The organism is Cupriavidus sp. 291-E7 (assembly GCF_057798835.1).
Genome location: NZ_JBYOJV010000002.1, coordinates 290,208 through 314,413, shown reverse-complemented (window position 1 = coordinate 314,413; position 24,206 = coordinate 290,208). Strand labels below are relative to the sequence as shown.

26 protein-coding genes are annotated in these 24,206 nt (G+C 64.3%); 19 read left to right on the top strand and 7 right to left on the bottom strand.

Annotated features, from left to right (window positions below):
* Nucleotides 1-32: 32 nt before the first annotated feature.
* Nucleotides 33-650, top strand: coding sequence for a pyridoxamine 5'-phosphate oxidase family protein (locus AC3FLX_RS04390; protein ID WP_488694204.1), 618 nt, complete (start codon nucleotides 33-35; stop codon nucleotides 648-650).
* A gap of 4 nt (nucleotides 651-654) precedes the next feature.
* Here the strand turns inward: AC3FLX_RS04390 and AC3FLX_RS04385 are convergent, their stop codons facing one another.
* Nucleotides 655-2,124 (bottom strand): CoA transferase, encoded by a 1,470-nt coding sequence (locus AC3FLX_RS04385; RefSeq protein ID WP_488694203.1) that lies wholly within the window; start codon nucleotides 2,122-2,124, stop codon nucleotides 655-657.
* A gap of 292 nt (nucleotides 2,125-2,416) precedes the next feature.
* Here AC3FLX_RS04385 and AC3FLX_RS04380 point away from each other — a divergent pair, with 292 nt between their 5' ends.
* The 7 genes from AC3FLX_RS04380 (at nucleotide 2,417) to AC3FLX_RS04350 (ending at nucleotide 7,045) form a co-directional block, all read left to right on the top strand.
* Nucleotides 2,417-4,165 carry a glutamine--tRNA ligase/YqeY domain fusion protein gene (locus tag AC3FLX_RS04380; RefSeq protein ID WP_488694201.1) on the top strand — a complete coding sequence of 583 codons (1,749 nt, stop codon included), beginning with the start codon at nucleotides 2,417-2,419 and terminating at the stop codon, nucleotides 4,163-4,165.
* Nucleotide 4,166: 1 nt separating this feature from the next.
* Nucleotides 4,167-4,397 carry an RNA-binding S4 domain-containing protein gene (locus AC3FLX_RS04375; protein ID WP_488694199.1) on the top strand — a complete coding sequence of 77 codons (231 nt, stop codon included), beginning with the start codon at nucleotides 4,167-4,169 and terminating at the stop codon, nucleotides 4,395-4,397.
* Between the two features lie 105 nt (nucleotides 4,398-4,502).
* The gene (locus tag AC3FLX_RS04370) at nucleotides 4,503-4,889 is read left to right on the top strand and encodes an MAPEG family protein (protein ID WP_488694198.1); all 387 of its coding nucleotides are present in this window, start codon (nucleotides 4,503-4,505) and stop codon (nucleotides 4,887-4,889) included.
* A gap of 13 nt (nucleotides 4,890-4,902) precedes the next feature.
* The gene (locus tag AC3FLX_RS04365; RefSeq protein WP_488694196.1) at nucleotides 4,903-5,502 is read left to right on the top strand and encodes a YceI family protein; all 600 of its coding nucleotides are present in this window, start codon (nucleotides 4,903-4,905) and stop codon (nucleotides 5,500-5,502) included.
* Nucleotides 5,503-5,653: 151 nt separating this feature from the next.
* On the top strand, nucleotides 5,654-5,962 hold the full coding sequence (locus AC3FLX_RS04360; protein ID WP_488694195.1) for a hypothetical protein: 309 nt from the start codon (nucleotides 5,654-5,656) through the stop codon (nucleotides 5,960-5,962).
* 138 nt (nucleotides 5,963-6,100) lie between these two features.
* On the top strand, nucleotides 6,101-6,649 hold the full coding sequence (locus tag AC3FLX_RS04355) for a YaeQ family protein (RefSeq protein ID WP_488694194.1): 549 nt from the start codon (nucleotides 6,101-6,103) through the stop codon (nucleotides 6,647-6,649).
* Nucleotides 6,650-6,697: 48 nt separating this feature from the next.
* Entirely contained in the window at nucleotides 6,698-7,045 is a 348-nt protein-coding gene (locus AC3FLX_RS04350; protein WP_488694192.1) for an FKBP-type peptidyl-prolyl cis-trans isomerase, read from the top strand.
* 89 nt (nucleotides 7,046-7,134) lie between these two features.
* On the opposite strand, the gene AC3FLX_RS04345 is transcribed toward AC3FLX_RS04350, so the two are convergent.
* Nucleotides 7,135-7,455, bottom strand: a complete 321-nt coding sequence (locus AC3FLX_RS04345; protein WP_488694191.1) for a hypothetical protein — start codon at nucleotides 7,453-7,455, stop codon at nucleotides 7,135-7,137.
* Between the two features lie 196 nt (nucleotides 7,456-7,651).
* Here AC3FLX_RS04345 and AC3FLX_RS04340 point away from each other — a divergent pair, with 196 nt between their 5' ends.
* Both AC3FLX_RS04340 and AC3FLX_RS04335 read left to right on the top strand, forming a co-directional pair.
* Nucleotides 7,652-8,449, top strand: a complete 798-nt coding sequence (locus AC3FLX_RS04340) for a gamma-glutamylcyclotransferase (protein WP_488694190.1) — start codon at nucleotides 7,652-7,654, stop codon at nucleotides 8,447-8,449.
* A 20-nt stretch (nucleotides 8,450-8,469) separates the two neighbouring features.
* The gene (locus AC3FLX_RS04335) at nucleotides 8,470-9,270 is read left to right on the top strand and encodes an ankyrin repeat domain-containing protein (protein WP_488694188.1); all 801 of its coding nucleotides are present in this window, start codon (nucleotides 8,470-8,472) and stop codon (nucleotides 9,268-9,270) included.
* Between the two features lie 27 nt (nucleotides 9,271-9,297).
* Here the strand turns inward: AC3FLX_RS04335 and AC3FLX_RS04330 are convergent, their stop codons facing one another.
* Nucleotides 9,298-11,004, bottom strand: a complete 1,707-nt coding sequence (locus tag AC3FLX_RS04330) for a long-chain fatty acid--CoA ligase (protein ID WP_488694187.1) — start codon at nucleotides 11,002-11,004, stop codon at nucleotides 9,298-9,300.
* A 233-nt stretch (nucleotides 11,005-11,237) separates the two neighbouring features.
* On the opposite strand from AC3FLX_RS04330, the gene trxA reads away from it, so the two are divergent.
* A complete protein-coding gene (gene trxA / locus AC3FLX_RS04325) occupies nucleotides 11,238-12,077 on the top strand; it encodes a thioredoxin (RefSeq protein ID WP_488694185.1) in 840 nt (279 codons plus the stop codon).
* Nucleotides 12,078-12,121: 44 nt separating this feature from the next.
* Here the strand turns inward: trxA and AC3FLX_RS04320 are convergent, their stop codons facing one another.
* Nucleotides 12,122-12,595 carry a bacteriohemerythrin gene (locus tag AC3FLX_RS04320; RefSeq protein WP_488694183.1) on the bottom strand — a complete coding sequence of 158 codons (474 nt, stop codon included), beginning with the start codon at nucleotides 12,593-12,595 and terminating at the stop codon, nucleotides 12,122-12,124.
* 132 nt (nucleotides 12,596-12,727) lie between these two features.
* Between AC3FLX_RS04320 and AC3FLX_RS04315 the strand changes: the two genes are divergently transcribed.
* Nucleotides 12,728-13,306 carry a P-loop nucleotide/nucleoside kinase family protein gene (locus tag AC3FLX_RS04315; protein ID WP_488694182.1) on the top strand — a complete coding sequence of 193 codons (579 nt, stop codon included), beginning with the start codon at nucleotides 12,728-12,730 and terminating at the stop codon, nucleotides 13,304-13,306.
* A gap of 3 nt (nucleotides 13,307-13,309) precedes the next feature.
* Here AC3FLX_RS04315 and tcdA read toward each other — a convergent pair whose 3' ends face one another.
* Complete coding sequence (gene tcdA / locus AC3FLX_RS04310; protein WP_488694181.1) at nucleotides 13,310-14,161, bottom strand: tRNA cyclic N6-threonylcarbamoyladenosine(37) synthase TcdA; 852 nt, start codon at nucleotides 14,159-14,161, stop codon at nucleotides 13,310-13,312.
* Between the two features lie 193 nt (nucleotides 14,162-14,354).
* Between tcdA and AC3FLX_RS04305 the strand changes: the two genes are divergently transcribed.
* The 5 genes from AC3FLX_RS04305 to AC3FLX_RS04285 all read left to right on the top strand — a co-directional run bounded on the left by AC3FLX_RS04305 (nucleotide 14,355) and on the right by AC3FLX_RS04285 (nucleotide 21,509).
* The gene (locus AC3FLX_RS04305; protein WP_488694179.1) at nucleotides 14,355-16,670 is read left to right on the top strand and encodes an AsmA family protein; all 2,316 of its coding nucleotides are present in this window, start codon (nucleotides 14,355-14,357) and stop codon (nucleotides 16,668-16,670) included.
* A 308-nt stretch (nucleotides 16,671-16,978) separates the two neighbouring features.
* Nucleotides 16,979-18,178, top strand: a complete 1,200-nt coding sequence (locus AC3FLX_RS04300) for an MFS transporter (RefSeq protein ID WP_488694177.1) — start codon at nucleotides 16,979-16,981, stop codon at nucleotides 18,176-18,178.
* 120 nt (nucleotides 18,179-18,298) lie between these two features.
* Nucleotides 18,299-18,937 (top strand): pyridoxamine 5'-phosphate oxidase, encoded by a 639-nt coding sequence (gene pdxH / locus AC3FLX_RS04295; protein WP_488694176.1) that lies wholly within the window; start codon nucleotides 18,299-18,301, stop codon nucleotides 18,935-18,937.
* Between the two features lie 253 nt (nucleotides 18,938-19,190).
* A complete protein-coding gene (locus tag AC3FLX_RS04290) occupies nucleotides 19,191-20,432 on the top strand; it encodes a class I SAM-dependent methyltransferase (RefSeq protein WP_488694175.1) in 1,242 nt (413 codons plus the stop codon).
* Between the two features lie 3 nt (nucleotides 20,433-20,435).
* The gene (locus AC3FLX_RS04285; RefSeq protein WP_488694173.1) at nucleotides 20,436-21,509 is read left to right on the top strand and encodes a DUF72 domain-containing protein; all 1,074 of its coding nucleotides are present in this window, start codon (nucleotides 20,436-20,438) and stop codon (nucleotides 21,507-21,509) included.
* On the opposite strand, the gene msrA is transcribed toward AC3FLX_RS04285, so the two are convergent.
* Complete coding sequence (gene msrA, locus AC3FLX_RS04280; RefSeq protein WP_488694171.1) at nucleotides 21,506-22,048, bottom strand: peptide-methionine (S)-S-oxide reductase MsrA; 543 nt, start codon at nucleotides 22,046-22,048, stop codon at nucleotides 21,506-21,508. The genes AC3FLX_RS04285 and msrA overlap by 4 nt on opposite strands.
* A gap of 299 nt (nucleotides 22,049-22,347) precedes the next feature.
* Between msrA and AC3FLX_RS04275 the strand changes: the two genes are divergently transcribed.
* Nucleotides 22,348-22,911, top strand: coding sequence for a flavin reductase family protein (locus AC3FLX_RS04275; protein ID WP_488694170.1), 564 nt, complete (start codon nucleotides 22,348-22,350; stop codon nucleotides 22,909-22,911).
* On the opposite strand, the gene AC3FLX_RS04270 is transcribed toward AC3FLX_RS04275, so the two are convergent.
* Nucleotides 22,908-23,393: an Lrp/AsnC family transcriptional regulator gene (locus AC3FLX_RS04270; RefSeq protein ID WP_488694169.1), complete on the bottom strand. Its 486-nt coding sequence runs from the start codon at nucleotides 23,391-23,393 to the stop codon at nucleotides 22,908-22,910. The genes AC3FLX_RS04275 and AC3FLX_RS04270 overlap by 4 nt on opposite strands.
* Before the next feature lie 157 nt (nucleotides 23,394-23,550).
* Between AC3FLX_RS04270 and kynB the strand changes: the two genes are divergently transcribed.
* Complete coding sequence (gene kynB / locus AC3FLX_RS04265) at nucleotides 23,551-24,198, top strand: arylformamidase (protein ID WP_488694167.1); 648 nt, start codon at nucleotides 23,551-23,553, stop codon at nucleotides 24,196-24,198.
* Nucleotides 24,199-24,206 lie beyond the last annotated feature (8 nt).

Below are 24,206 nucleotides of genomic sequence, written 5' to 3'. Positions count from 1 at the left end.
CGCTCATCGCCCGCCTATCGTGAGCCGCCCCCATGCCATCGCACGACATTGCCACGCTCGCTGACCTCGAATCGCTGTACGACGAGCCTCGTCCCGCATCGCTGACCAAGGAAGTCGACTACCTGCATCCGCACTATCGCGCCTTCGTCGAGGCTTCGCCCTTCTGCCTGTTGTCAACGATGAACGACAAGGGTGGCGATTGCTCCCCGCGTGGCGACGCCCCTGGCTTCGTGCAGGTTCTTGACGACCGGACGTTGCTGTTGCCGGACCGGCGCGGCAACAACCGCATCGACAGCCTGCGCAATATCCTGTCCGATCCCCGCATCGGCCTGCTGTTCCTGGTACCGGGCATCAACGAGACGCTGCGGATCAGCGGCACGGCAACCATCAGCACCGACCCGGCGCTGATCGCACGCTGTGTGGTCCAGGACAAAGCGCCCACCACGGTGCTCGTCATCCGCATCCACTCCGTTTTCTTCCAGTGCGCCCGCGCGCTGCTGCGCTCCCGTCTGTGGCATGCCGACGCACAGATATCGCGCGACGCACTGCCAAGCACCGGCACGATCGTGGCCGCGATGAGCCAGAATACGATCGATGGCGCCGCCTACGACCGCGAACTTCCCGAGCGCATTCGTACCACGCTCTACTAGCGCATCAGCCTTTCTGGCGCGGCAACCACTCAGCAGCGTGCGTGCCTAGCGGCACCGACGGCAGCGTCCAATGCGCCGGTGTCTCCGACAGCTTTGCCGCGTGCCGTACCACGGTCAACTCGCCAAAGCCAGACTCGGCCACTTCGAGCAGATCGGAAATTTCGTCGATATGCTGGTCTGGCACCGAGAGGCCATCCGGCACACGCCCGAGGCTGCGCAGCCACTGGCCAACCTGCGCCAGCGACACCCGCACCAGCCAGCTACCACCCTCCGTTGCGCGGCGATGCAATGCAGCCATCGCGCCAAATGCCAGCAGATAGCCTGTCGCGTGGTCCAGCACCTGCGCCGGCAGTGGCCGGGGTTCCGTGCTGCCGGCTGCCTGCGCCTCGTCGGTATTGATACCGGTGGCCGTCTGCACCAGCGAATCGAAGCCCCGCTTGCCCGCCCACGGGCCGACATGACCATAAGCGGACAACGAGACATAGACGATGCCAGGCCGCGCCCGTGCGGCGGCCTCGGGACCGACGCCCAATTCCGCCAGCCCGTTCGGGCGATAACCCTGCACCACCACGTCGGCACCGTGCAGAAGCTTGTGCAGCGTGCGCTTGTCGTCGGGGTCGCGCAGATCGAGCTGGCATGATCGCTTGCCTCGGCCCGTATCGATGACGAGCGACGGCATCGACGGCAGATGCGCGGCCGTCACCAGCAAAACGTCCGCACCGTGCGCCGCCAGCGTGCGGCCGGCCACCGGCCCGGCAATAATTCGCGTGAAGTCGAGCACGCGCACCCCGGAGAGCGGCCGTGCATCGACGTTGATCTCGGCGTGCGGCGGCAAGGCCGGCAACGGCTCCGGCGGAGCGTCACCGATTTTCTCGATGGTCACTGGAGGCAAACCCTTCAGCGCCAGCGCCTGCGGGTGTTGCTGCCATGCTTCGAGCGTCCGCTGCGCCGCCACCACCATCCCGGCGTCCGACGCCACGGTCTCGAAATCCTCGGCCTTCCAGTTCGCCAGGGCCTTGCTGACGGCGTCCTTGTCGTGCGCGCACTTCAGGATGCGCAGCACGCCATCGCGATGATGCGGAAAATTCGTATGCAGGCGCACCCAGCGCCCGTCACCGCACGGATACAGCCCCGCGATCTTTTCCCATAGCTCGGGCGCCGGCCCGCCGTTGACACGCAGATAGCGCTCGCTACGGAATTCCGCCAGCGCATGGCGCATGTCGACCGAAACCGACTGCCAACGGCCCGTGCGCTGCGCCCATAGCGCGGCGGCCGCAAGTGCCGACGCACCCAAGCTGGCCTGGGCCGCCGTGCCCACGGCGAAACTCGACGGCAGGGCGGGATCGTCGCCGGTCAGGCTCAGGTGGGACAGCGCCTCGGGCGGCAGGGCGGCTTCGTGCCAGAGCGCGGCAAGCGCGTCGGCGGGCGCCTGATGGGTCATTTCGGCAAGGCTGGCAGAACTGGCGGCATTCATGGCGTGTTTTCCTGCGGCAAGAATGGATGCGGCATGCGACGATGGCGTCGCACGGGAGCAAGCGCGGCAATGGATACTGTGCCGTGGATTCTGCACCACTTCGGACCCCGGCGGTATGAGACGATTCGGAAATTGCTCCGGCCTTGCCGGGTCGTCCCGCAAGCACGGTAAAATCGCCCCATTCGGCGCAGTCTCTGCGCACCAAACCCAGGGAACACAAGGATCGCGGCCGGGTCAATCCTGTCCAGGCCGGTCCTTCCAGCTATCGAGCCGCATGTAGTGCGGCGCCACCATGAGCCACGACAACAAGCCTACCGACACGCCCGCCGCCTCCAATTTCCTGCGGAGCATCATCGACCAGGACCTTACCGCCGGCACCTATGCCGGCCGTGCGGACAAACAGGGCGAGCCGCTGCCGACGGTCATCACGCGCTTTCCGCCGGAGCCGAACGGCTACCTGCACATCGGCCACGCCAAGAGCATCTGCGTGAACTTCGGCCTGGCCCGCGACTACGCCGGCCGCTGCCACCTGCGCTTCGACGATACGAACCCGGTCAAGGAAGATACCGAGTACGTTGATTCGATCATCGACGCCGTGCACTGGCTCGGTTTCTCGTGGGATGCAAAGCAGCCCAACGCCGAGCCGCATCTGTACTATGCGAGCGATTACTTCGATCGCTTGTACCAGTTTGCCGAAACGCTGATCGAGCGCGGCGCTGCCTATATCGACAGCCAGACCGCCGAGCAGATTGCCGCCATGCGCGGCAACTTCTCCGAGCCGGGCAAGCCCTCGCCGTTCCGCGACCGTTCGGTCGAGGAAAACCTGAAGCTGTTCCGCGAGATGCGCGACGGCAAGTACGGCGACGGCGAGCACGTGCTGCGCGCGAAGATTGACATGACCGCGCCGAACATCGTGATGCGCGACCCGGTGCTCTACCGTATCCGCCACGCGCATCACCACCGTACCGGCGACAAGTGGTGCATCTATCCGATGTACGACTTCACGCATTGCATCTCGGACGCGATCGAGAACATCACGCACTCGCTGTGCACGCTCGAATTCGAGAACAACCGTCCGCTCTATGACTGGGTGCTGGAACACCTGCGCGACGCCGGTGTGTTCGCCAACCCGTTGCCGCATCAGTACGAGTTCGCGCGCCTGAACCTGACCTACGCCATCACGAGCAAGCGCAAGCTCAAGCAGCTTGTCGACGAAAAGCGCGTCGACGGCTGGGACGATCCGCGCATGCCGACCATCGTCGGTATCCGCCGCCGCGGCTATACGCCGGAATCGATCCAGCTGTTCTGCGACCGCGTTGGCGTATCCAAGGCCGATAGCTGGATCGACATGAGCACGCTCGAAGGGGCCGTGCGCGACGATCTGGACGCGCGCGCGCCGCGCAGCGTGGCCGTGCTTGATCCGGTCAAGCTGATCCTGGACAACTACCCCGAAGGCCAGAGCGAGGAATGCTCGGCACCGGTGCATCCGAAGCAGCCTGAAATGGGCCGCCGCGTGTTCCCGCTGTCGCGCGAGCTGTGGATCGAGCGCGAGGACTTCAACGAGAACCCGCCCAAGGGTTACTTCCGCCTGTTCCCGGGCAACAAGGTGCGCCTGCGCTATGGCTACGTGATCGAGTGCACGGGCGTGGACAAGGACGCCGACGGCAACGTCATTGCCGTGCACGCGAACTACCTGCCGGAAACCAAGAGCGGCACGCCGGGTGCGGACAGCGTCAAGGTCAAGGGCAACATCCACTGGGTCAGCGTCGCGCACGCCTGCGAAGCGGAGGTCCGCCTGTACGACCGTCTGTTCAACGATCCGAACCCCGATGCCGGCGGCAAGAACTTCCTGGAAGCGCTGAACCCGGATTCGAAGAAAGTGGTCACCGCTTACCTGGAACCGGGCCTGCGCGATGCCATGCCGGAAGACCGCTACCAGTTCGAGCGGCACGGTTACTTCGTGGCGGACCGTAGCGATTCGAAGCCGGGCAAGCCCGTCTTCAACCGCACCGTCGGCCTCAAAGACAGCTGGGGCAAGTGAAATGGCGCAGACCATCACGTTTCCGCTGGAAGGCGAGTTCATCGCGCTGAACGATCTGCTCAAAGTGGCGGGTGTCTGCGAAAGCGGCGGCGCGGGCAAGGCGCTGGTCGCCGCGGGCGAAGTCACGGTCGATGGCGCGGCGGAGTCGCGCAAGACCGCCAAGATCCGCGCCGGCCAGGTGGTAATTGTTGGCGGCGCCGGCGGCGTACGCATCAAGGTAGTGGCGGCCTGATGCTGGCGGGAGGTCATAGCGGCGCATCGCCAATATGATCCCGTCAGTGGCTGAAAGGAGGCGACGGCCATGTCGCCTCCGCACCGAAGCACGCAAGGAGGGTTCATGCCGATCGCGTTCTGGTGTGTGTTGCTGGCGGGATTATTGCCAGTGCTGACCGTTTCGATCGCCAAGACAGGTGGCCGAGCCGGATTCGACAACCACGACCCTCGCGCGTGGCTGGAAAAACAGAGCGGCCGCGCCCGGCGCGCGGACATGGCGCACCGCAATCATTTCGAAGCGTTCCCGTTTTTTGCCGCAGCCGTCTTTACGGCGACTTACCTCGCGGCACCGCAGGCGCGCATTAACGAACTGGCGATGGTCTTCATCCTGGTTCGGGTTCTCTACACAATCTGCTATCTGACCGATCGCGCCACGCTGCGCACGCTGTGCTGGACCATCGGCTTCCTGACGGTGATCGGCATCTTCCTGCTGCCTGTGTTTGTTCACTGACGAGTTGGCTCTCATGCCTGTGCAACGCCTCGCCGCCACGGTTGCGCTTACGCTGGCCGCGCTGTCCTGCGCCCCCGCCGGGGCCGCGCCCACCAACTACGTGATCGACCCCACGCATACCAGCGTCTACTTTGGCGTCAGCCACTTCGATCGAACGCTGGTGCGTGGCAGGTTCGGCAAGATCGACGGCCGGGTGGTCTACGATCCCACTGCCGGTGTGGGATCGATCGACTTTACTGTCGACACAGATTCCGTCGACAGCGGCAATCGCAGCCTTGACGGCGTGCTGCGCTCACCCCAGTTCCTCGACGCCCAGAATTTTCCGGTGGCACGACTGCAGGCCAACCGCTTCATCGTGGAAGGCGGCAGGCTCGTTGCCGTAGAGGGCACGTTCTCACTGCATGGCGTCACGCAGCCACTAAGACTCGAGGCAGACCGCTTCACCTGCGGTCAGACCGTCCTGTTCGGTATCCGGCGCGACGTATGCGGCGGCGACTTCCATGCCACATTCGCCCGCAGCGCATTCGGCATGACTCGTTTTCTTCCCGATGTTGGCGACACCGTCACATTACAGATCTCGATCGAGGCGTCCCCTGCCGGACCTGTCCCATAGCGCGCCAATTGCGCGTCGATATCGGAAAACTACGACGTGCGATGACGACCCAGCATCACCAATTCCGGCAAGAAATTCCGTAAAATCAGCGCCTTACGCATTCCCATCCTGCCGCGTTTCGCCTCAGCGTACCGGCCAGACGCGAGTCAAGATGAGCCTGATTTCCCCGAACGACGTCGTCGCGGCGTCGCTGGCTGCCGCGGGCGCCTGCCTGGCGTGCAGCATTCCCGCCAACTTCCTTCGCCGGTTTCCGCTCTGGGCCTTCAAGACCTACGGTCGTGGCGCCCTGCTGCTTCCCTTGCTCGCTGGCCTGGTGGGCGTTCTGCTGACCCGCGTGGCCCTGGCCGGCCAGATCAACAGCAACGGCGGCCTGGCATTGGTGGCCGCCGCGGCATTTCTGGTGCTGGTGCTGGTGTCGGCCCTGCTGCGCTTCTGGCTCGGCGACTACCGCAAGTCCTGAGCCGCAAAACCCTGAGCGCTACGCGCGTCGCCGCACATACCCGCGCCGGTTTTCCATCGCACCGACGCGTGGATCACGTATGATTCCGCCTTTCGCGTGCCGGGCACTGTTGCGGGCACGCGTCGCTTTCCGGATCTTATGGCGCTCAAATCCACGATCTTCAAGGCCGAACTGTCCGTATCGGACATGGACCGGCCGTACTACGGCAGTCACACGCTCACCATCGCCCAGCATCCTTCCGAGAACGATGCGCGCATGATGGTCCGCCTGCTCGCGTTTGCCTGCGAGGCCACCGAAACGATGGCGTTCACGCGCGGGCTGGACGAACCGGACGAACCCGACCTCTGGGACAAGACGCTGACCGGCGATATTGCCCACTGGGTAGACCTGGGCCAGCCCGACGAAACGCGCCTGAAGCGCGCCGCATCGCGCGCCGACCGCGTCACCGTCTATACCTACCAGAGCGCCAGCGCGCGCGAGTGGTGGAAGGGCATGGCCGGCAAGGCCAGCAAGCTGCGCAACGTGACGGTCTACAATGTGCCGTCCGAAGCGGTCGATGCACTGGCGCAGATGGCTCAGCGTGCCATGCGCCTGTCCGTCACCATTCAGGATGGCGATATCTGGGTCAGCGACGACGATCACAACGTGCAGCTGACGCGCGAAGTTTTGCAGCGCGCCGACGACTAGATCCGCCATCGGACACCATTTACAGCCACACAGATAAGGATGACTGCGATGCAAACCACTCCCTCCGGCCTGCAATACGAAGACACCGTCGTCGGCTCGGGCACCGAAGCCACGGCTGGCAAGCACGTGACCGTGCACTACACCGGCTGGCTGTACGAAAACGGCCAAGCCGGCCGCAAGTTCGATTCGAGCAAGGATCGCAACGACCCGTTCGTGTTCCCGCTGGGTGCTGGCCACGTGATCCGCGGCTGGGACGAAGGCGTGCAAGGCATGAAGGTCGGCGGCACGCGCCGCCTGGTGATCCCGGCGGACCTGGGCTACGGCGCCCGTGGTGCCGGCGGCGTCATTCCGCCGAACGCCACGCTGCTGTTCGAAGTGGAACTGCTGTCGGTCTGAAATGGCCCCCGCCGGCCTGAAACCGGCTCGGTGAAGTAAAAAACGGACGCCCAGGCGTCCGTTTTTCGTTGCTGCGGGAGCAAGCGCGCTCAGAATCCGATCGCCGCATTACCCACGTCGATGCGAACCTTGTCCCGGTCCAACAGCTTGCCCGCATGCCGGGCGAAGTCCTGTGCCCATCCGGCATTCTCGGCAAAGCGGCCCTCGCCGGAAAATTTGGCAACGTTAAGGATCTTGTCGATCACAAGCACCTTCCCAACCGGGCTCGACGCCTGGCAGTCCAGCTCGGCGTATTCGCGGTCGAACCATCGCCATGCGGCATCCTCGGTCACCGCCGCCAGCTCGCTGTCTGCCAGCGTGAATTCAAATTCCTTGCCGCTGCCAAACACCACGGTCAGGGTATGCGCCATGTCCGAATCTCCGAAGGTCGCCAGTTGTGCGCCAGTTGAAAGGCGTTAGGGTCCCTATTGTAGTGACTTGGCACGCGATCCGGCCAACATGGGCGCATCGGCACAGCGTTCCGACCGTTGCCTGTTGCACACACCTTTCTGCGGATCTGTGGTTTGCTTGCGACGCATCAATGCGCTTTGGATTATTCTTTCAGGCATGGCCATTACAAGACAGGACCTCGAAGCAAACCGGCTGCGCACCACGCTGTGCAGTACGCCGGTCGCGTCTTCGCTGCTGCCTGAGGCCGATGTGGAGCGGTCGCTGTGCCAAACCCTGGCCGGCCGCCCCGACAATTCCGGCCTGAACGGCGATGTGTGGGTCTTTGGCTACGGATCGCTGATCTGGAATCCGATGATCGTCCATACCGAAAGCCGCCTGGCGACGGTGCATGGCTACCATCGCGGGTTCTATCTCTACTCGAAAATCAATCGCGGCACCTGGGACAACCCCGGCCTGGTCCTTGGGCTTGACCGGGGCGGCAGTTGCACGGGCATGGTATTCCGCGTTCCAAGCCACGTGGTCGAGCAGGAATTCCGCGTGCTATGGCGCCGTGAAATGATGACCGGCGCCTATCACCCCCGCTGGCTGCGCGTAAAAATGGACGCCGTTCCCGGTGCGCCGGAACAGCGTGCGCTCGCTTTCACCATGAATCGCGCGCACGCTGGTTACGCCGGTCGGTTGCCCGACTCTCGCGTGGTGGACTGCCTGCGTCACGCCTGCGGCCTTTATGGCCCGGCACGGGAATATCTGCACCAGACGCTGCTCGGGCTCGCCACGCATGGCGTCGACGATCCGTACCTGGGCCGCCTCTGGCGCCAGCTCCAGGAAAGCGATGCCGTCGAGGCCGCCAACGCGGCCTGCGCCATCGCCTCACCGTTGGCTACCTCGGCTTCGGCGGCAACCTGCCCCGACGATGCCGTCGCCGCCACCATCCACCCTCACGAAACCGTCTGACGAAGCTTCCGCACATCATCATGACGCGCTCCCAGACCCGCCCCCGCCGCCAGGCACTTGCCGAAATGCTCGGGCTGATGGGATTGCTGATGGCCGGTGGGCTGCTGGCCGGCCAGGGCGGCCAGACGCTGGCGCGTTCGATCGGCGGCATGCGCGATGCATCGGCGCCCGCCCCCACGCCGCGCGGGTCTCAGGCCAGCCCGCCGCCGCACAGCGAAGGGATATCCGCGCTCGATCGCAATCTGATCACGGCCGCCAGTATTGGCGATCTCGAACTTGTGAACCGCCTGCTGGGCGCGGGTGCATCCGCGAGGGCGGTGGACGAGCGCGGCCGGTCGGCCCTGCTGGCGGCGGTGTACAACCGGCGTGGCGACGTGGCGCGCGCCCTGATCATGGCCGGCGCCGACGTCAATCAGAAGGACGGCGAATCGAACAGTGCTTTCCTGCTGGCATCGGCCACCAACCAGATCGATGTGGTGCGGCTATCGCTGTCGCATGGCGCCGACTTGCGCAGTACCGACCGCTACGACGGCACCGCGCTGATCGCGGCCAGCCAGCATGGCAATGTGGAAGTGGTGAAGCTGCTGCTGAAGGCCGGCGTGCCGGTCGACCGCGTCAATCAGCTCGGCTGGACGGCGCTACTGGAGGCAATCATCCTCGGCGACGGCAGCTCCCGCTATGAAGAGATTGTGCAGTTGCTGCTCGACGCGGGCGCGGACGCCAACCTGGCCGACCGCGAAGGCATCACGCCTTCGCGCCATGCGCGCGAGCGCGGCTACAAGACGATGGTAAAAGCGCTGATGCGGGCGCGGGGGCACTAGGCCCCCTGCCCTGCAATCAGGCGGCCATCAGGACGCCGCGGCCGGCTGCCTGGCGTTCTCCGTTTCCTGAAGGTGGCGCCACATCACCTTGCCGGTTCCCGACTTCGGCAATGCATCGACGAACTCGACGACACGCGGGTACTTGTAGGCCGCCATATTCTCCTTGGCCCACTCGATGATGTCCTCGGGCGTGGTCTTGCCCTTGGCGTCGGCGCGCAGCACCACCACAGCCTTCACGGTCTCGCCGCGATACTTGTCGCGCGTGCCGATAATGCAGGCTTCCTGCACGGCGGGATGCTTGTACAGCAGATTCTCCACTTCCGCCGGCCACACCTTGAAGCCCGACGCATTGATCATGCGCTTGAGGCGGTCCGTGATGAAGTAGTAACCCTCTTCGTCCATCCGGCCCAGGTCGCCGGTGCGGAAGTACGTGCGCCCCTCGAACTCGATGAACGCTTCGCGCGTGGCATCGGGCTTGCCCCAGTACCCCTTGAACACCTGCGGTCCGCGCACGATGATCTCGCCCACTTCATTCGGCGGCAGTTCCTGCAGCGTGACCGGGTCCACCACGCGCGCATCCGTGTTGAACGTCGGCACGCCCAGGCATTGCAGCTTGGCACGCTCCGACGGATTGCTGTGCGTCGGAGCCATCGTTTCGGACAGGCCATAGCCTTCCAGATAGCTCAGACCGAACTGCGTCTTCAGACGCTCGGCCACGGCCTGCGGCATCGCGGCGCCGCCGCCGCCGATATAGCGCAGGCTGCTGACATCGAAGCTCGCCAGGTTCGGGCTGCCCAGGAAATCGATCACCATCGTCGGGATGTTGGTCCAGTGCGTGACCTGGTAGCGCGAGATCAGGCGCCCGGCCACTTCGCGGTCCCAGCGCGGCAGCATCACGACGGTGGCGCCGGTGTAGATCGGGCCGTTCATGCCGTACTGCATGCCGGTCACGTGGAACAGCGGCAGCACCGACAGGATCACCGATTCCGAGCCGCTGCCGGACCACGTGGCGCCGCCAATCACGTTGTGCATGACCGAGCGGTGCGTATGGATGCAACCCTTCGGAAAACCGGTGGTGCCCGACGTGTACGGCATCACGGCCATGTCGTCCGGTCCGGCCGTATGCGGCCCCGGTTGCAGGCCGGCGCCGAGCGCCTCCGCCCACGGCGTGGCGTTCGCGGGCAGCGGATGCTGCGCCGTCAGCCATGCGGGCGGTGCGTCTTCGGGGAATTCGTACGTTGCTGGCAACGCGTCGGCGTACTGGGTCACCAGCAGATGCTGCAGGCGCTGGTCGGCGGGAATCTCGCTATCTGCCTGCATCGCGCCGGCCGCCAGATCCGCCGTGCAGATCGCCACGCGCGCCTGGGCGTCCGTGATGTAGTGCTTGAACTCTTCGGCGCGGTTCATCGGATTGACCGGCACCACCACGGCGTCCGCGCGCAGGATGGCGTAGTAGCTGACGATGAACTGCGGGCAGTTCTGCATATAGAGCAGCACGCGATCGCCCTTCTTCACACCCGCCTTCTGTTGCAGCCAACCTGCCATCGCGGTGGCCTGCGCCTCCAGCGCGCGGAACGTGATGGCGTTGCCGAAATATCGGATGGCGGCCCTGTCCGCGTAGCGGTGCGCCGAGACTTCGAGGTTGTACCAGAGCGAGGTCTCCGGCAGAACGATCTCGGTCGGCACTCGCTTGGGCCAGAACTGGAAGTGCGGGCGGGCGGGCGAATTGGTCATGGTGTCTCCTGCGGATGGTCTTCAAGGACCCGTTTCTGGAAAGCGCGTGTTCGCGGGTTGATCCCGCGTATTGGTCAAGCAATATAACTGAACGACCGTTCTATTTTCAACAGGAGGTTTTCCCGCCCATCGCGGGGTGCCCATCGCCAGCCCTGGTTGCAATTTGGGGCGTCGCCCTCACAATAGGGTCATTCGGCCACAGTGCTGGCCAGTCCGATTCCAAGGTGCAGAACATGAGCGACGTCACCCTGCAGAACTTCGAAGCCGAAGTCATCAACAGCCCAGTCCCCGTGCTGGTCGATTTCTGGGCACCGTGGTGTGGTCCCTGCCGCACACTTGGCCCGATGCTGGAAAAGCTGGAAGCCGAAGCCGGCGGCACCTGGAAGCTCGTGAAGGTCAATGTCGACGAGAACCAGGAGCTTGCCGCGCACTTTGGCGTACGCAGCATTCCGCACGTGGTGGCGTTTGCCGGAGGCCAGGCCGTCAACCAGTTCGTCGGCGTACTGCCGGAATCGCAACTGCGCGATTTCATCGGCACGCTGGGACCCAACGAGGGCGATGTCGCATTGCAGACCGCGCAGGAACTTGCGGCAGCCGGTGATCGCGAAGGCGCCAAGGCTGCATGGCAGGCCGCGCTCGCGCACGAACCGGAAAACGACCTGAACCGCCTGGCGTATATCAGCTTCCTGCTCGATGGCGATGCAATCGATGCCGCGGATGCGGAGTTCGGCCGTCTGTCGCCGCGCGCCCCGCAGGAGGACGGCTATGCCGCGCTCAAGACGCGTCTGGAGGCAATGAAGGGCCTGGACGATCTGCCCGATGGCGCGGAACTCAAGGCACAAGTGCAGGCCGATCCGGCCAACCTCGCCGCCCGGCTGGATCTGGCGAAAGTGCTGATCGCACGGCGCGAGTACGAGCCTGCGCTGGAACAGTTGATGGAAATCGTGCGCCGCGATCGCGGCTTTGAAGATGACATCGGCCGCAAGACGATGCTGTCCGTCTTCGATCTGATGGTTGATTCGCCGGAGCTGGTGTCGAAATGGCGTCGGCAGTTGAGCACGACGCTGAATTGATGCGGCCAGGGTGTTCGCTCGGCAGGGCGAATACCCTCGCGCGATTACGCGGCCGGCGCTTCGACCAGCGAGAACCCGTTGGCCTTCATATGCTCGACCATCATCGCGTCCATCGACTTCACGTGATTGTCGAACCAGCCTGACAGTTCATCGACCAGGCGGCGGCCCAATGACAAGCCACCCTTGCCCGGGCCCGCGGGGTCTTCCATTTCCTGCGCGATCTTGTCGCGCACGGCCTGCACCACCTGCAGCACGCCCTTGTGCTCGTTCGTATGGCAGAAGCGCGGCCCGAACTGCATCGCTTCCATCCACTGTTCTTCCTGTTCGAAATGATGGCGCGTATGTTCGATCCATTCGTCATACGCGGCCAGGAAGCCGGCATCATCCGATCTGGCCACGGCACCGAGCAACTGCAGGAATTCCGCGTGCGTGGAGTCGGTCACGGGTTCGCCCAGACGCAGTTCGTCCGGCAAGCCTTCCGAGGAAAGCCCTTCGTAGGGATTCTGTGCTGCAGACATGGAATCGGAAATTTTTCCTTGAGATAAGCGGCAAGGATACCGATTTCGCGGCTCGCCGATCTGATTTTCCGCAAACAACGGTATGCTTGGCCTTCGCGCCTCTGGCGGTACCCGTTAGTCCAAGCCATTGATATGCCCAGACTGATCTTCTTCTGCGGTCACGCCGGTACCGGCAAGACCTCGCTCGCGCACCGGCTGATCGGGCCATTGATGAAGGCCACCGGCGAGCCATTCTGTCTGCTCGACAAGGACACACTCTATGGGCGCTACAGCGCCGCCGCCATGCGCGCGATCACGGGCGACCCCAACGACCGCGACAGCCCGGCATACCTGGACAACCTGCGCGATCCCGAATACGAAGGCCTGCTCGATACCGCACGCGAGAACCTGATGCTGGGCATCAGCGTGATCGTCATCGGCCCGCTGTCGCGCGAGATCCGCGCGCATCTGCTGACCGATCCGCAGTGGCTGCATGTGCCGGAAGGCACCAGCACGCAGATCGTCTGGGTCCATCTGCCCGAAGACGAGGCGCACGCGCGCATCATCAAGCGCGGCAATCCCAACGATGCATACAAGCTCACGCACTGGGACGCCTATCGTCAGCGTCGCTTCTCGCCGAATCCGGCCGAGTATCCCGAACTGATCTTTTTCGACAACCTCGCGCCGGACGACGCCGCCATCGGCGGCCTGCTGAAGACCCTGGCCGCGTGACGCTCAGCCGGCGGCCAGCGTGCCGATGACGGCCGACGCGGCGACGAAGCCGAACACCGCCGTCACCGCGACCGATGAGCCAAAGCCGGCACACGCCAGCCCTTGCGGGCCACGGCGGGGCGCGGGCGGGATTTCGTCGATCTCGCACGCCTGCTGTTCCGGCTCCGGGTATTGCAGCGGCTCGTCGGAATACACGGCCTGGATACCGAACTTCTTCTTTGGATCGCGCGGAAAGCCCCACTGACGCCGCAGATTGCCGCGCACCTTCGCCAGCAGCGGGTCTTGAATCGTGCGCGCCAGATCCTCGATCCGCACACGCGTCGGATCGAGCTGGCCACCCGCACCGCCACACGTGATCACTCGCACGCCTTCACGACGGGCCCATCCCAGGATGGCGGTCTTGACCTTCACGGCATCGATCGCGTCGATCACATAGTCGAAGCCCGACAGTAGCGCCGCTACGTTGTCCTCGGTCACGAAGTCGTCCACAGCCGTGACGCGGCAGCGCGGGTTGATCGCCACGATGCGCTCGGCCATCGCATCAACCTTCGCACGTCCATAGGCATCGCCGAGCGCATGGATCTGACGGTTGGTGTTGGACGCTGCAATGTGATCGAGGTCAATCAGCGTAATGCGACCCACCGCGTTGCGCGCCAGTGCCTCGGCTGCCCAGCTGCCAACGCCGCCGATGCCGATCACGCACACGTTCGCCGCCTCCAGCCTGGCCAGCCCTTGCGCGCCGTAAAGCCGCGCAACACCGCCAAAGCGGCGATGGTAGTCGTCGTCGGCGGAACTCTCATGTGACAGGGATGCGGGCAGGTCCTGCTCCGCCATTGGCGTGGAGGCGATCGTCATGGTGAATTTCTGAAATCTGCCGGCATTCTATGCCAGAGGCCGAAATCCAACCGGACTGACTGACAGCAAAAAATAGGTTTCCCGACGACCGAAATGTCAGCCGAAGGCCGACAACCTCACGTCGCGCCCTTCCCTACAATACCGTTGCAGTGGTTGATTCGCCGCATGGCCGCCGACAGGAGTCAAACCCTTTATGCCCGCCTCGCGTCGCCAGAAAATCGTCTTTTGGAGCGCATTCACGCCATTGGCGTTGATCGCGCTCATCGTCATCGTCATCCTGACCTTCGACTGGAACCGGCTCAAGCCGTGGCTCAACGACAAGGTTTCGGAGTCGATTGGCCGCCCATTTGCCATCAACGGCGATCTGACCGTCACATGGAAACGCCCGCAGGGTGAAACCGGCTGGCGCACGTTCGTGCCCTGGCCGCGGCTATCCGGCAAGGACATCACGGTGGGCAACCCCGACTGGGCCCAGGCGCCCAACATGGGCACGATCCGCGAGCTGATCTTCATCCTGCGTCCGCTGCCACTGATGGCGCACGAGATCAGCGTGCCGACCATCGTCGTCGACAGCCCGGCCGTGTGGCTCGAGCGGCTCGAAGACAAGCGCAACAACTGGACGTTCGACTTGCGCAAGCAGACCGACACCGGCAAGTCGAAATGGCACCTCGACGTCGGCGAGGTCGTGCTTCAGCGCGGCAACCTGGCCCTGAACGACGCCGCCGAGAAAATCGAGTTGCAGGCCACGCTCGACACCGTCGGCGACCAGGGTATCTACGACAAGGCCCGCGATGGCGCGTTGATGCCATCCGACGCCTCGGCCGTGGCGGCATCGCAGGGCGCCGCCGCCTCCACGCCAGACGCGAAAGCCAGGGACAACAAGGCGAGCAACGACAACCGCTACGGCATTCGCTGGAAAGCGGTGGGCCACTACAACCAGGCGACGATCAACGCCAACGGCAAGGCCGGCACCGTGCTGAGCCTGCGCGATGCGAACACGCCCTATCCAGTGCAGGCGGACGTCCGCGTAGGCGCCACGCGCGCGACCATCGAAGGCACGGTCAGCAATCCCGCGCACCTGGGTGCAATGGATGTGAACCTGACGCTTTCGGGTGACAGCATGGCGTCGCTCTACAAGCTGACGGGCATCGTGCTGCCGTCGACCCCGCCGTATGAAACGCGCGGCCGCTTGATCGCCACGCTGAAGAAGGGCGCGTCGACGTACACCTATCGAGATTTCACCGGCAAGGTGGGCGGTAGCGATCTGGGCGGCACGCTGACGTTTTCCCAGCGCTCGCCGCGACCCATGCTGTCGGGCGAGCTGGTGTCGAAGCAGTTGCTGTTCGCCGACCTGGCGCCGTTGATCGGCGGGGGCGCCAAGCCCGGCCAGGCCGCCAAGGACAGTCCGGTCAAGCAGCCCGCCGACAAGGCGCTGCCCGTGGCACCGTTCCGTACCGAGCGCTGGGACGAAATCGACGCTGACGTGAAGTTCACGGGCGAGCGCATCGTGCGCGACGAAGACCTGCCGATCACCAACCTCACCACGCACTTGAAACTGACCGATGGCGTGCTGCTGCTCGACCCGCTCAACTTCGGCGTGGCCGGCGGCAACCTGGTGTCCACGATCCGGCTGGACGGCAAGCGCGAGCCAATGGGCGCGATGGTCGACATGACCGCGCGGCATCTGAAGCTCAAGCAGCTGTTCCCGAAGGCCGAAAGCGCGCGCGCCAGCGTCGGGGAAGTTAATGGCAGCGCCAAGTTTTCAGCGACCGGCAATTCGGTCGCGGCGCTGATGGGGTCTTCCAACGGGGAGGCCAAGCTGCTTGTCGAGAATGGCACGGTCAGCAAGTTCATTCTCGAAGCCATCGGGCTGAATGTGGGCAGCGTGGTGATCTCCAAGCTGTTCGGCGACAAGCCCGTGCAGATCAACTGCGGTGTCGCCGCCTTCGGCTTCCAGAACGGCATCGCGCGGGCGCAGACTTTCGTGCTCGATACGCAGGACGCCATCATCAACACCGAGGGCGCGATCGACTTCAAGGATGAGCGGCTGGCGCTGACCATCCACCCCGACTCGAAGGGGCTACGCATCATCTCGCTGCGCTCACCGCTTTATGTCGGGGGTTCGTTCAAGAATCCGTCGGTCAGCCCGAACATCGCCATCCTGGCGCTGCGGGCCGGCGGCGCGCTGGCGCTCGCGCTGACCGCACCGGTGGCGATGCTGGTCCCGCTGCTTGATATTTCGGGTGGCGAGGAAAGCCAATGCGGCAAGATGCTTGCGGCACTCAAGAAGCGGCCAACCGCTCCGCCGCCGGGCAAGACCTACCAGGGGCCGGCCGCGCCCAAGGGTCAACAGCAGGCGGGGCCAGCCATCCCTGAGCCGCCGACGAAGTCCGACGCGGCTCGCGGCGAACCCGCGCCGCCCCCCACCACGCCGCGCATTCCCGCGCCGACGGTCCAGCAGAATCCGTTGCGACCGGACAACGAGAAGCAGCTCTACCAGGGCGGCTGAACGCCAGCTTCCCTCCCCCATTGGTGTCACAGCAACGGGCCTGTGCCGATTGTGTTGCGGATTTGGCACGCCCCTTCTTCACCGATGTTGTGCACATCCCACTGGCAGTCGCATAATCGACCAGTCGTTGATTAAGCAAGCAATTAATGAACAACGACACGCAACACCATCGGTGGCAGGCCAGTCTGGCTACCGATGCTTTGTAAGGTGCGGCTTCGGCCGCACTGATTTTCTTTTTCGCGCGTCTTATCGTCCGGATCCGAGACCCTTGCCGGCGGCGCGAACCACCTCCCTGCCCCGCCCCTGCCATGACGTTGCCTCACGCCGCCGTCCCTCCGATCAGTTGGCTGATCGCGCTGACGGTGTGCAACCACGTGGCGTTCAACGCCAGCCGCGTCGTCGTTTCCCTTTTTGCCATTTCGCTCAAGGCGTCCACCGTGACACTGGGCATCCTGATGTCGCTCTATGCGCTGCTGCCGATGTTCCTGGCAATTCGCGCCGGAAAGCGCATCGACGAAATCGGCCCACGTCTGCCCATGACGGCCGGTTCGCTGATGGTGGTGGGCGGCACGCTGCTACCGGCGGTGTGGCACGACATTGCGTCGCTGTATGCGGCTTGTGCGCTGATCGGGGTCGGCTTCATGCTGGTACAGGTGGCGATGCAGCTGCTGATCGGCCAGGTGTCGACCAACGAGACCCGGCTGCGCAACTACACGTGGCACGCGCTGGGGCTGTCGATCTCGGGGACGCTAGGGCCCGTGGCAATGGGCTACACGATCGAGCATGCGGGTTTTCGCGCTGCGTTCTGCATTCTGGTGGGCGTGGCACTGCTGGGCCAGGCCGGCCTGCAGTACGTGCGCCCGCGCCTGCCCGCCACGGGCGGCAATGCGGGGCGTATCGCCATCGAGGACGGCTCGCGCCATTCCACGCTCGACCTGCTCCAGCATCCCGAACTGCGGGCCGTCTTTGTCGCCAGCGCAGTGCTTTCCGCCGCCTGGGACCTGCACGCTTTCCTGATCCCGATTCAGGGCACGCGCATCGGCCTGTCACCATCGATGATCGGCTGGGTGCTTGGGGCGTTTTCCATCGCCACGCTGGCCATTCGTGTGGCCATGCCGATGGTGTCGCGCCATTTCTCGGAATGGAGAATCATCCGCCTGGCCTTGCTGGTCGGCGCGATGGCATACATCGTCTACCCCTTCGTCTCGCACTTCTGGCTTATGTGCGGCCTCGCCTTCGTGCTGGGCCTGGCGCTGGGCAGCGCCCAGCCCAATGTGATGAATATCCTGCACACCGCGTCGCCGTCCGGCCGCGCTGGCGAGGCAATGGGCCTGCGGTCCGCCGTGCTCAACACAAGCCAGGTGGTGTGGCCGCTCACGTTCGGGGTCGTGGGTACCGCGCTGGGCATGCTGCCGATCTTCCTGTCGATGGCCGGCGCGATGGGCATGGCCAATTACTACTCTCGCCGGCAGACACGCAAGGTGGCGGCACCGGAACTTACCGAGTAGAAATAGGAAAACAGCCATTGCTGTTTGCCATCGCGCAAATGCGGTGTGCGGCGCATTCGCTATACTCGAAGCATCCTCGTCCGCGTGCGCCGCGCGCGGACCGACTCTTCGATACGCGATATGACCCAACTCGCTGACTTGCGCCGCAACTACATGCTGAGCGCACTTTCCGAAACCGATGTGGCCAACGACCCGCTGCGCCAGTTCCAGAACTGGTTCGACGAGGCCATGCAGGCAAAACTGCCCGAACCCAATGCGATGACGCTGGCCACGGTCGGCGCCGACGGCCAGCCGTCCGCCCGCATCGTGCTGCTCAAGGGCATGGATGCAAGCGGCTTCACATTCTTTACCAACTACGAAAGCCGCAAGGGGCTGGACCTCGAGGCGAATCCGCGCGCGGCGTTGCTGTTCCATTGGGTGCAGCTGGAACGCCAGGTACGTGTGGAAGGCATCGTCGAGAAAGTGGCCGATGCCGAAAGCGATGCCTATTACGCGTCGCGCCCGCTCGGCTCGCGCCTGGGCGCCTGGGCCTCGGAACAAAGCCGTGAAGTCGCCGGCCGCGATGTGCTGGAAGCCCGCGAAGCCGACTTCCGCAACAAGTTTGGCGACAACCCGCCGCGCCCGCCGCACTGGGGCGGCTACCGTCTGCTGCCGACGTGGATCGAATTCTGGCAAGGCCGCCCGTCGCGCCTGCATGACCGCATCGCGTTCCGGCGACAGGACGATCACAGCTGGCAGATCGTGCGACTGTCGCCTTGATACATGCGGGCTGAATGACGGTGCGCGCGGGCTGACGCCGCATCGTCAATATCTGCATACGCAAGCGGGTTCCATCGTCGCGGGGACCTGCACTGCACAATTTTATTTTTTGGCGTAAAGTTCTTGCGTCGCCGCACCGGCCATGCATCGGTGCGCCCCCAAGGCCAGTGCTGCGTTCCAACACGCAGTATTCGCAGCCGACCGTGGGGCATTTCATTCGAGAGGGAATACCAACCAATCGGGAGAAAGCCGCATGTTCTTCAAGCAAGCGATCGACAAACAGCTCGACAGCTGGATTTCCGATGTGCGCGAGCACGCCAACCTTCCAGTCAGGCTTCGGCTCTGGAACGGCAACGAATACCAGCTGGGCAACTTCGACAAGCCCGCCGTCACGCTGACGGTGCGCGAAGCCTCCGCACTACCGATGCTGCTGGCGCCGAGCCTCGACAATCTCGGCGAGGCATATGTTCAGGAGAAAATCGACCTGGACGGCCGACTGGCAGACGTCATCAAAGTGGCCTACGGGCTATCGTCCGCGGCGGCACGCAGTGCGGGCGGCGCACTGGCCAAGGTGGCACAGCACTTCACGCATAGCCGGGCCGAAGACAAAGCGTCGATCCAGTACCACTACGACGTCTCCAACGAGTTCTACCAGCTCTGGCTCGATCCGCGCATGGTGTATTCGTGTGCGTACTTCGAGGAAGGCAACGAAGATCTGGCCACCGCGCAGCTCAAGAAGATCGACCACATCCTGACCAAGGTCCGGGTGCAGCCGGGGCATACGCTGCTCGATATTGGCTGCGGGTGGGGTGCGCTTGTGATCCGCGCCGCGCAGAAGTATGGCGCGCGGTGCGTCGGCATCACGCTGAGCCAGAATCAATTCGACCTGGCCACCGAGCGCGTGAAGGCCGCCGGGCTACAGGACCGTATCGAGATTCGCCTGCAGGACTACCGTGACGTCCAGGGACAATTCGACCGCATTACCAGCGTCGGCATGTTCGAGCACGTCGGCAAGGACAACCTGATTGACTACTTCGGCCGCATCAGCGAACTGCTCAAGGACGATGGCGTGGCGATGAACCACGGCATCACGGCCACCGACCCCGACAGCGGCGCGGTGCCACTGGACGGCTCGGGCTTCATGGACCGCTACGTGTTTCCGCAAGGCGAGCTGCCTCATATCAGCATGGTCCTGAACACGATGGCCAAGGGCGGTCTCGAAGCGTTCGACGTGGAGCTGATGCGCCGGCACTATGCGCAGACGCTGCGCCACTGGGCCGACAATTTCGAGAGCAATTCGGACAAGATCCGCGACATGGTCGGCGAGAAGAAGTACCGCATCTGGCGCGTCTATCTGGCCGGTTGCGAGCATGCGTTCACCAACAGCATCATGTCGTTGCACCAGGTGGTGTGTCAGAAGTCCGATCACGCTGCTGACACGTTTCCGATCTCGCGGCGCTATATTTACGCCTCTCCCATTGGTAACGCCGTCTGACGCTTGACTGACAACCTCGACCTGTTCGGCGATGCACTGGCATCGCCGGATTCGCCTCCCGGGCCCGCGCAAGCGGCCCCACCCGAAAAGAAGAAGCCCGCCGGCAAGCTCGTCCAGCCCTGGACGCCCGACGCCGCGTTGACGGCGCTCGCCGGCCGCCTGCCCGCGAACCTGTATTTCGGTACCTCATCGTGGTCCTATCCGGGCTGGCATGGCATGGTCTACGACGGCCAGTACACGGAAAGCCTGCTGTCACGCAAAGGCCTGCGCGCCTGCGGCCAGCATCCGTTGCTGCGCGCTGCCGGGATCGATCGCGGCTTCTATGGCCCGATTCCGCTGGCCGATTACATGAGTTACGCCGCGCAGGTGCCGGAAGGCTTCCGCTTTCTGGTCAAGGCGCCGGCCAGCGTCTGCGATGCCTGGCTACGCGGTCCCGATGGCGCGGGTCGCCTGGCCAACGCGGCGTTCCTCGATGCCGACATCGCAATCCGCGACTTCATCGTGCCGGCCACCGGCGGCCTGGGCCAGCGCTGCGGCCCTTTGCTGTTCCAGCTATCGCCATTGCAAAGCGTGGCCGACGATGGCCCCGCCTTCCTTGCCCAGCTCGATGCGTTTCTGGCGGCGCTGCCACCGCTCGACCCGGCATTGACCCCGCACGCCTGCTATGCGGTCGAAATACGCGACCCCGCTCTGCTCACACCGCGCTACATCCGCATGCTGCGTGAGCGCGGCGTGCGCTTCTGCCTTGCCGCGCGCGACCGCCTGCCACCGGTCCCGCGCCAGGCGCAGGCACAGGCGCTGATGGACGACGGCGCACCGGGTCCGCTGGTGTTGCGCTGGATGTTGCGTGAAGGCCGGTCCTATGCGATGGCCGAGAAGGCCTATACGCCGTTCGACAAACTCGTCGATCCGGACGACCAGACACGTGACGCGATCGCCGACGTGGTGGTCCGCACGCTGCGCGCCAACCAGCCCGCCTACGTCATCGTCAGCAACAACGCAGAGGGCTGCGCGCCACTCAGTATCGGCCGGCTGGCCACAGCCATTGCCGACCGACTGGAAGCACCACCCGTCTAGCGCCGCATGCGGTGCGCGAAATCGCGCCGGAATTTCGCCAGCTTGGGTGTAATCACGAACGCGCAATAGCCTTGCGCCGGATGCTCCTGGTAGTAGTTCTGATGGCTCATCTCGGCACGCCAGTAAGGCTGCTCCGGTTCAAGCTGCGTCACGATGGGCGCGTCGAACACCTTGTTCGCCACCAGTTCGCCAATCACATACTCGGCCACGGCGCGCTGCGCCTCGGAATGCGTGAAGATGATCGAACGGTATTGGGTGCCCACGTCATTGCCCTGGCGATTGAGCTGCGTCGGATCGTGAATCGAGAAAAAGATCTCCAGAATCTCGCGGAACGTGATCGTGGCCGGGTCGAACGTCAGGCGCACGACCTCGGCGTGACCGGTGTCGCCCTCGCATACCTGGCGATAGGTGGGATGACCGATATATCCGCCGGTGTAGCCCGACTCCACGGCACGCACGCCGTGCACCTGCTGGAACACCGCTTCCAGGCACCAGAAACACCCGCCACCGAGCGTTGCAATCTCAAGTTCGTGGTCCATCTTGCTCGCTCCCTCCCCTTTGGGTACCCGATACCGCGCCGGCTCAAAGCGGGCATCGTTTTTCCAGCATAAGCAATGACAAGGCGGGTTGCCGTTAAAAATGAAACAACTACTATCAAGACCCCGATAACGTCACTCGGGAGCGAATGTCCTGAGTCCGCTACAATCGCGCAGTGGCAGGACGCACTTTATGTGTGCCAAGCCACCGAAATTACGCCCGCCGCGGATTAGGTTTGGCGTGTTGAACGCGCGCCTTCCGTCCCGAAATGAAGATCATGGATTTGTGTGGAGCCCGAGACATGGGCATGCCTGAGGCCGAAGCCCTCGTCACCGAGCGCCGCAAGGCCGCCGCCCCCGATTTTGACAGCCGGCATTTCAAGCGCGCGCTGTCGCAGTTCGCCACCGGCGTGACGGTGATCACCACGCGCGCGGCGGGGCATCCGCATGCCAATGGCGCGCCGTTCGCGGGCATTACGGCCAGTTCGTTCAACTCGGTATCGCTCGATCCGCCGCTGGTGCTGTGGAGCATGGCCACGCGCGCCAACAGCCTGCCGATGTTCCGCGACGGGTCGCACTACATCATCAACGTGCTGGCCGCATCACAGATGGATCTTTGCCAGCGCTTTGCCACGCTCAAGGGCGACCGCTTTGCCGGCGTGGACTACCGCCTGTCCGAAACCGGCCTGCCGATCCTGGCCAATGCGCTGGCCTGGTTCGAATGCCACAATCGCAGCCGCTATGACGAGGGCGATCACGTGATCTTCGTCGGCGAAGTGGAACGTTGCGGCATTCTCGACGCCGCCGGCCAGCCCCTGGTGTTCCAGGGCGCCCAGTTCTCCACGCTCTGCCCGCTGGACCGCTAGGCCGGCTGCCCCGCATCCTTGAGGATCGCCAGCGGCGATCCACCAGTCTTGATCCGCTGCAGCACGATGTTCGAGCGGATATCCATCACTCCCGGCGTGCGATACAACCGGTTCACGATGAAATCGGAGTAGTGCTTCAGGTTGCGCGCCTGTACCCGCAGGATGTAATTGCTGTCGCCCGTGATCACATAGGCGGTCAGCACCTCGGGCCACGTCTGCACCACTGCGTTGAACGTGTCGTGCCACCCCTCCACATCGTGCCGCATCGATACCTGCACGATTGCTTCGATCTCCAGCCCTAGAAGCTCGGCATCGAACCACGCCTTGTAGCCGCCGATCACGCCGTTTTCCTCCAGCAGCCGCACCCGTCGCAGACACGCGGATGGCGATAACGCCACCCGGTCGGCCAGGTCCTGATTGCTGATGCGACCGTTCTCCTGCAGGGCGGTCAGGATGCGCAAATCAATCGGATCGAGTGTCATTTCGCAGAATCCACGGTTTTCGTTTTCGTTCGCACAATTTTATGCGAAAGATGCGGGTCTGGACGGCCCATTTCGCAAGCCTCTTCTCGGCGCTTTTGACTATGATCCCCACACGCACCGCGTCTACAGAAACGCGCCCCGGAGACCCGATTCCACCATGTCGAACGCCCCCATTACCCAACGCCGCGTCTGGGACATCAGCCCACCGGTTTGGAATGCCACGCCTGTCTGGCCCGGCGACACACCATTTCGCCATGAGCCTGCCTGGCAGCTGGACGAGCACTGCCCGGTCAACGTTGGCCGCATCACCATGTCGCCGCACACTGGCGCGCATGCCGATGCACCGCTGCACTACGCTGCCGACGGCGCGCCGATCGGCGAAGTGCCGCTCGACGCCTACCTCGGCCCCTGCCGCGTGATCCACTGCATCGGCGCATCGCCGCGCGTGGAACCGCACCATATCGAGGCCGCGCTGACCGGCGTGCCGGAGCGCGTGCTGCTGCGCACGTACGCAAAGGTGCCGCTGGCCGCGTGGGACTCATCGTTCTGCGCCGTCGCGCCAGACACGATCGCGCTGCTGGCACGCCGGGGCGTGAAGCTGATCGGCATCGACACGCCGTCGCTGGACCCCGAGACCTCGAAGACGATGGACGCTCACCATGCCGTGCGCGATCACCGCCTGGCCATCCTGGAAGGGATCGTGCTCGACGACGTGCCCGCTGGCGACTACGAACTCATCGCGCTGCCGCTGCGCCTGGCCACGCTCGACGCAAGCCCGGTGCGCGCGGTGTTGCGCGAACTCTGAATCTTCCG

What these genes read in the sequence shown, in the direction of transcription:
- AC3FLX_RS04375 (WP_488694199.1), top strand. Translation starts at nt 4,167, where the DNA reads ATGGCGCAGACCATCACGTTTCCGCTGGAAGGCGAGTTCATCGCGCTG.
- AC3FLX_RS04335 (WP_488694188.1), top strand. Translation starts at nt 8,470, where the DNA reads ATGACGCGCTCCCAGACCCGCCCCCGCCGCCAGGCACTTGCCGAAATG.
- AC3FLX_RS04385 (WP_488694203.1), bottom strand. Translation starts at nt 2,124, where the DNA reads ATGAATGCCGCCAGTTCTGCCAGCCTTGCCGAAATGACCCATCAGGCG.
- AC3FLX_RS04300 (WP_488694177.1), top strand. Translation starts at nt 16,979, where the DNA reads ATGACGTTGCCTCACGCCGCCGTCCCTCCGATCAGTTGGCTGATCGCG.
- AC3FLX_RS04355 (WP_488694194.1), top strand. Translation starts at nt 6,101, where the DNA reads ATGGCGCTCAAATCCACGATCTTCAAGGCCGAACTGTCCGTATCGGAC.
- trxA (WP_488694185.1), top strand. Translation starts at nt 11,238, where the DNA reads ATGAGCGACGTCACCCTGCAGAACTTCGAAGCCGAAGTCATCAACAGC.
- msrA (WP_488694171.1), bottom strand. Translation starts at nt 22,048, where the DNA reads ATGGACCACGAACTTGAGATTGCAACGCTCGGTGGCGGGTGTTTCTGG.
- AC3FLX_RS04380 (WP_488694201.1), top strand. Translation starts at nt 2,417, where the DNA reads ATGAGCCACGACAACAAGCCTACCGACACGCCCGCCGCCTCCAATTTC.
- AC3FLX_RS04305 (WP_488694179.1), top strand. Translation starts at nt 14,355, where the DNA reads ATGCCCGCCTCGCGTCGCCAGAAAATCGTCTTTTGGAGCGCATTCACG.
- AC3FLX_RS04290 (WP_488694175.1), top strand. Translation starts at nt 19,191, where the DNA reads ATGTTCTTCAAGCAAGCGATCGACAAACAGCTCGACAGCTGGATTTCC.
- AC3FLX_RS04350 (WP_488694192.1), top strand. Translation starts at nt 6,698, where the DNA reads ATGCAAACCACTCCCTCCGGCCTGCAATACGAAGACACCGTCGTCGGC.
- AC3FLX_RS04340 (WP_488694190.1), top strand. Translation starts at nt 7,652, where the DNA reads ATGGCCATTACAAGACAGGACCTCGAAGCAAACCGGCTGCGCACCACG.
- AC3FLX_RS04275 (WP_488694170.1), top strand. Translation starts at nt 22,348, where the DNA reads ATGGGCATGCCTGAGGCCGAAGCCCTCGTCACCGAGCGCCGCAAGGCC.
- AC3FLX_RS04360 (WP_488694195.1), top strand. Translation starts at nt 5,654, where the DNA reads ATGAGCCTGATTTCCCCGAACGACGTCGTCGCGGCGTCGCTGGCTGCC.
- AC3FLX_RS04330 (WP_488694187.1), bottom strand. Translation starts at nt 11,004, where the DNA reads ATGACCAATTCGCCCGCCCGCCCGCACTTCCAGTTCTGGCCCAAGCGA.
- AC3FLX_RS04345 (WP_488694191.1), bottom strand. Translation starts at nt 7,455, where the DNA reads ATGGCGCATACCCTGACCGTGGTGTTTGGCAGCGGCAAGGAATTTGAA.
- AC3FLX_RS04320 (WP_488694183.1), bottom strand. Translation starts at nt 12,595, where the DNA reads ATGTCTGCAGCACAGAATCCCTACGAAGGGCTTTCCTCGGAAGGCTTG.
- AC3FLX_RS04315 (WP_488694182.1), top strand. Translation starts at nt 12,728, where the DNA reads ATGCCCAGACTGATCTTCTTCTGCGGTCACGCCGGTACCGGCAAGACC.
- AC3FLX_RS04270 (WP_488694169.1), bottom strand. Translation starts at nt 23,393, where the DNA reads ATGACACTCGATCCGATTGATTTGCGCATCCTGACCGCCCTGCAGGAG.
- kynB (WP_488694167.1), top strand. Translation starts at nt 23,551, where the DNA reads ATGTCGAACGCCCCCATTACCCAACGCCGCGTCTGGGACATCAGCCCA.
- AC3FLX_RS04390 (WP_488694204.1), top strand. Translation starts at nt 33, where the DNA reads ATGCCATCGCACGACATTGCCACGCTCGCTGACCTCGAATCGCTGTAC.
- pdxH (WP_488694176.1), top strand. Translation starts at nt 18,299, where the DNA reads ATGACCCAACTCGCTGACTTGCGCCGCAACTACATGCTGAGCGCACTT.
- AC3FLX_RS04365 (WP_488694196.1), top strand. Translation starts at nt 4,903, where the DNA reads ATGCCTGTGCAACGCCTCGCCGCCACGGTTGCGCTTACGCTGGCCGCG.
- AC3FLX_RS04370 (WP_488694198.1), top strand. Translation starts at nt 4,503, where the DNA reads ATGCCGATCGCGTTCTGGTGTGTGTTGCTGGCGGGATTATTGCCAGTG.
- tcdA (WP_488694181.1), bottom strand. Translation starts at nt 14,161, where the DNA reads ATGACGATCGCCTCCACGCCAATGGCGGAGCAGGACCTGCCCGCATCC.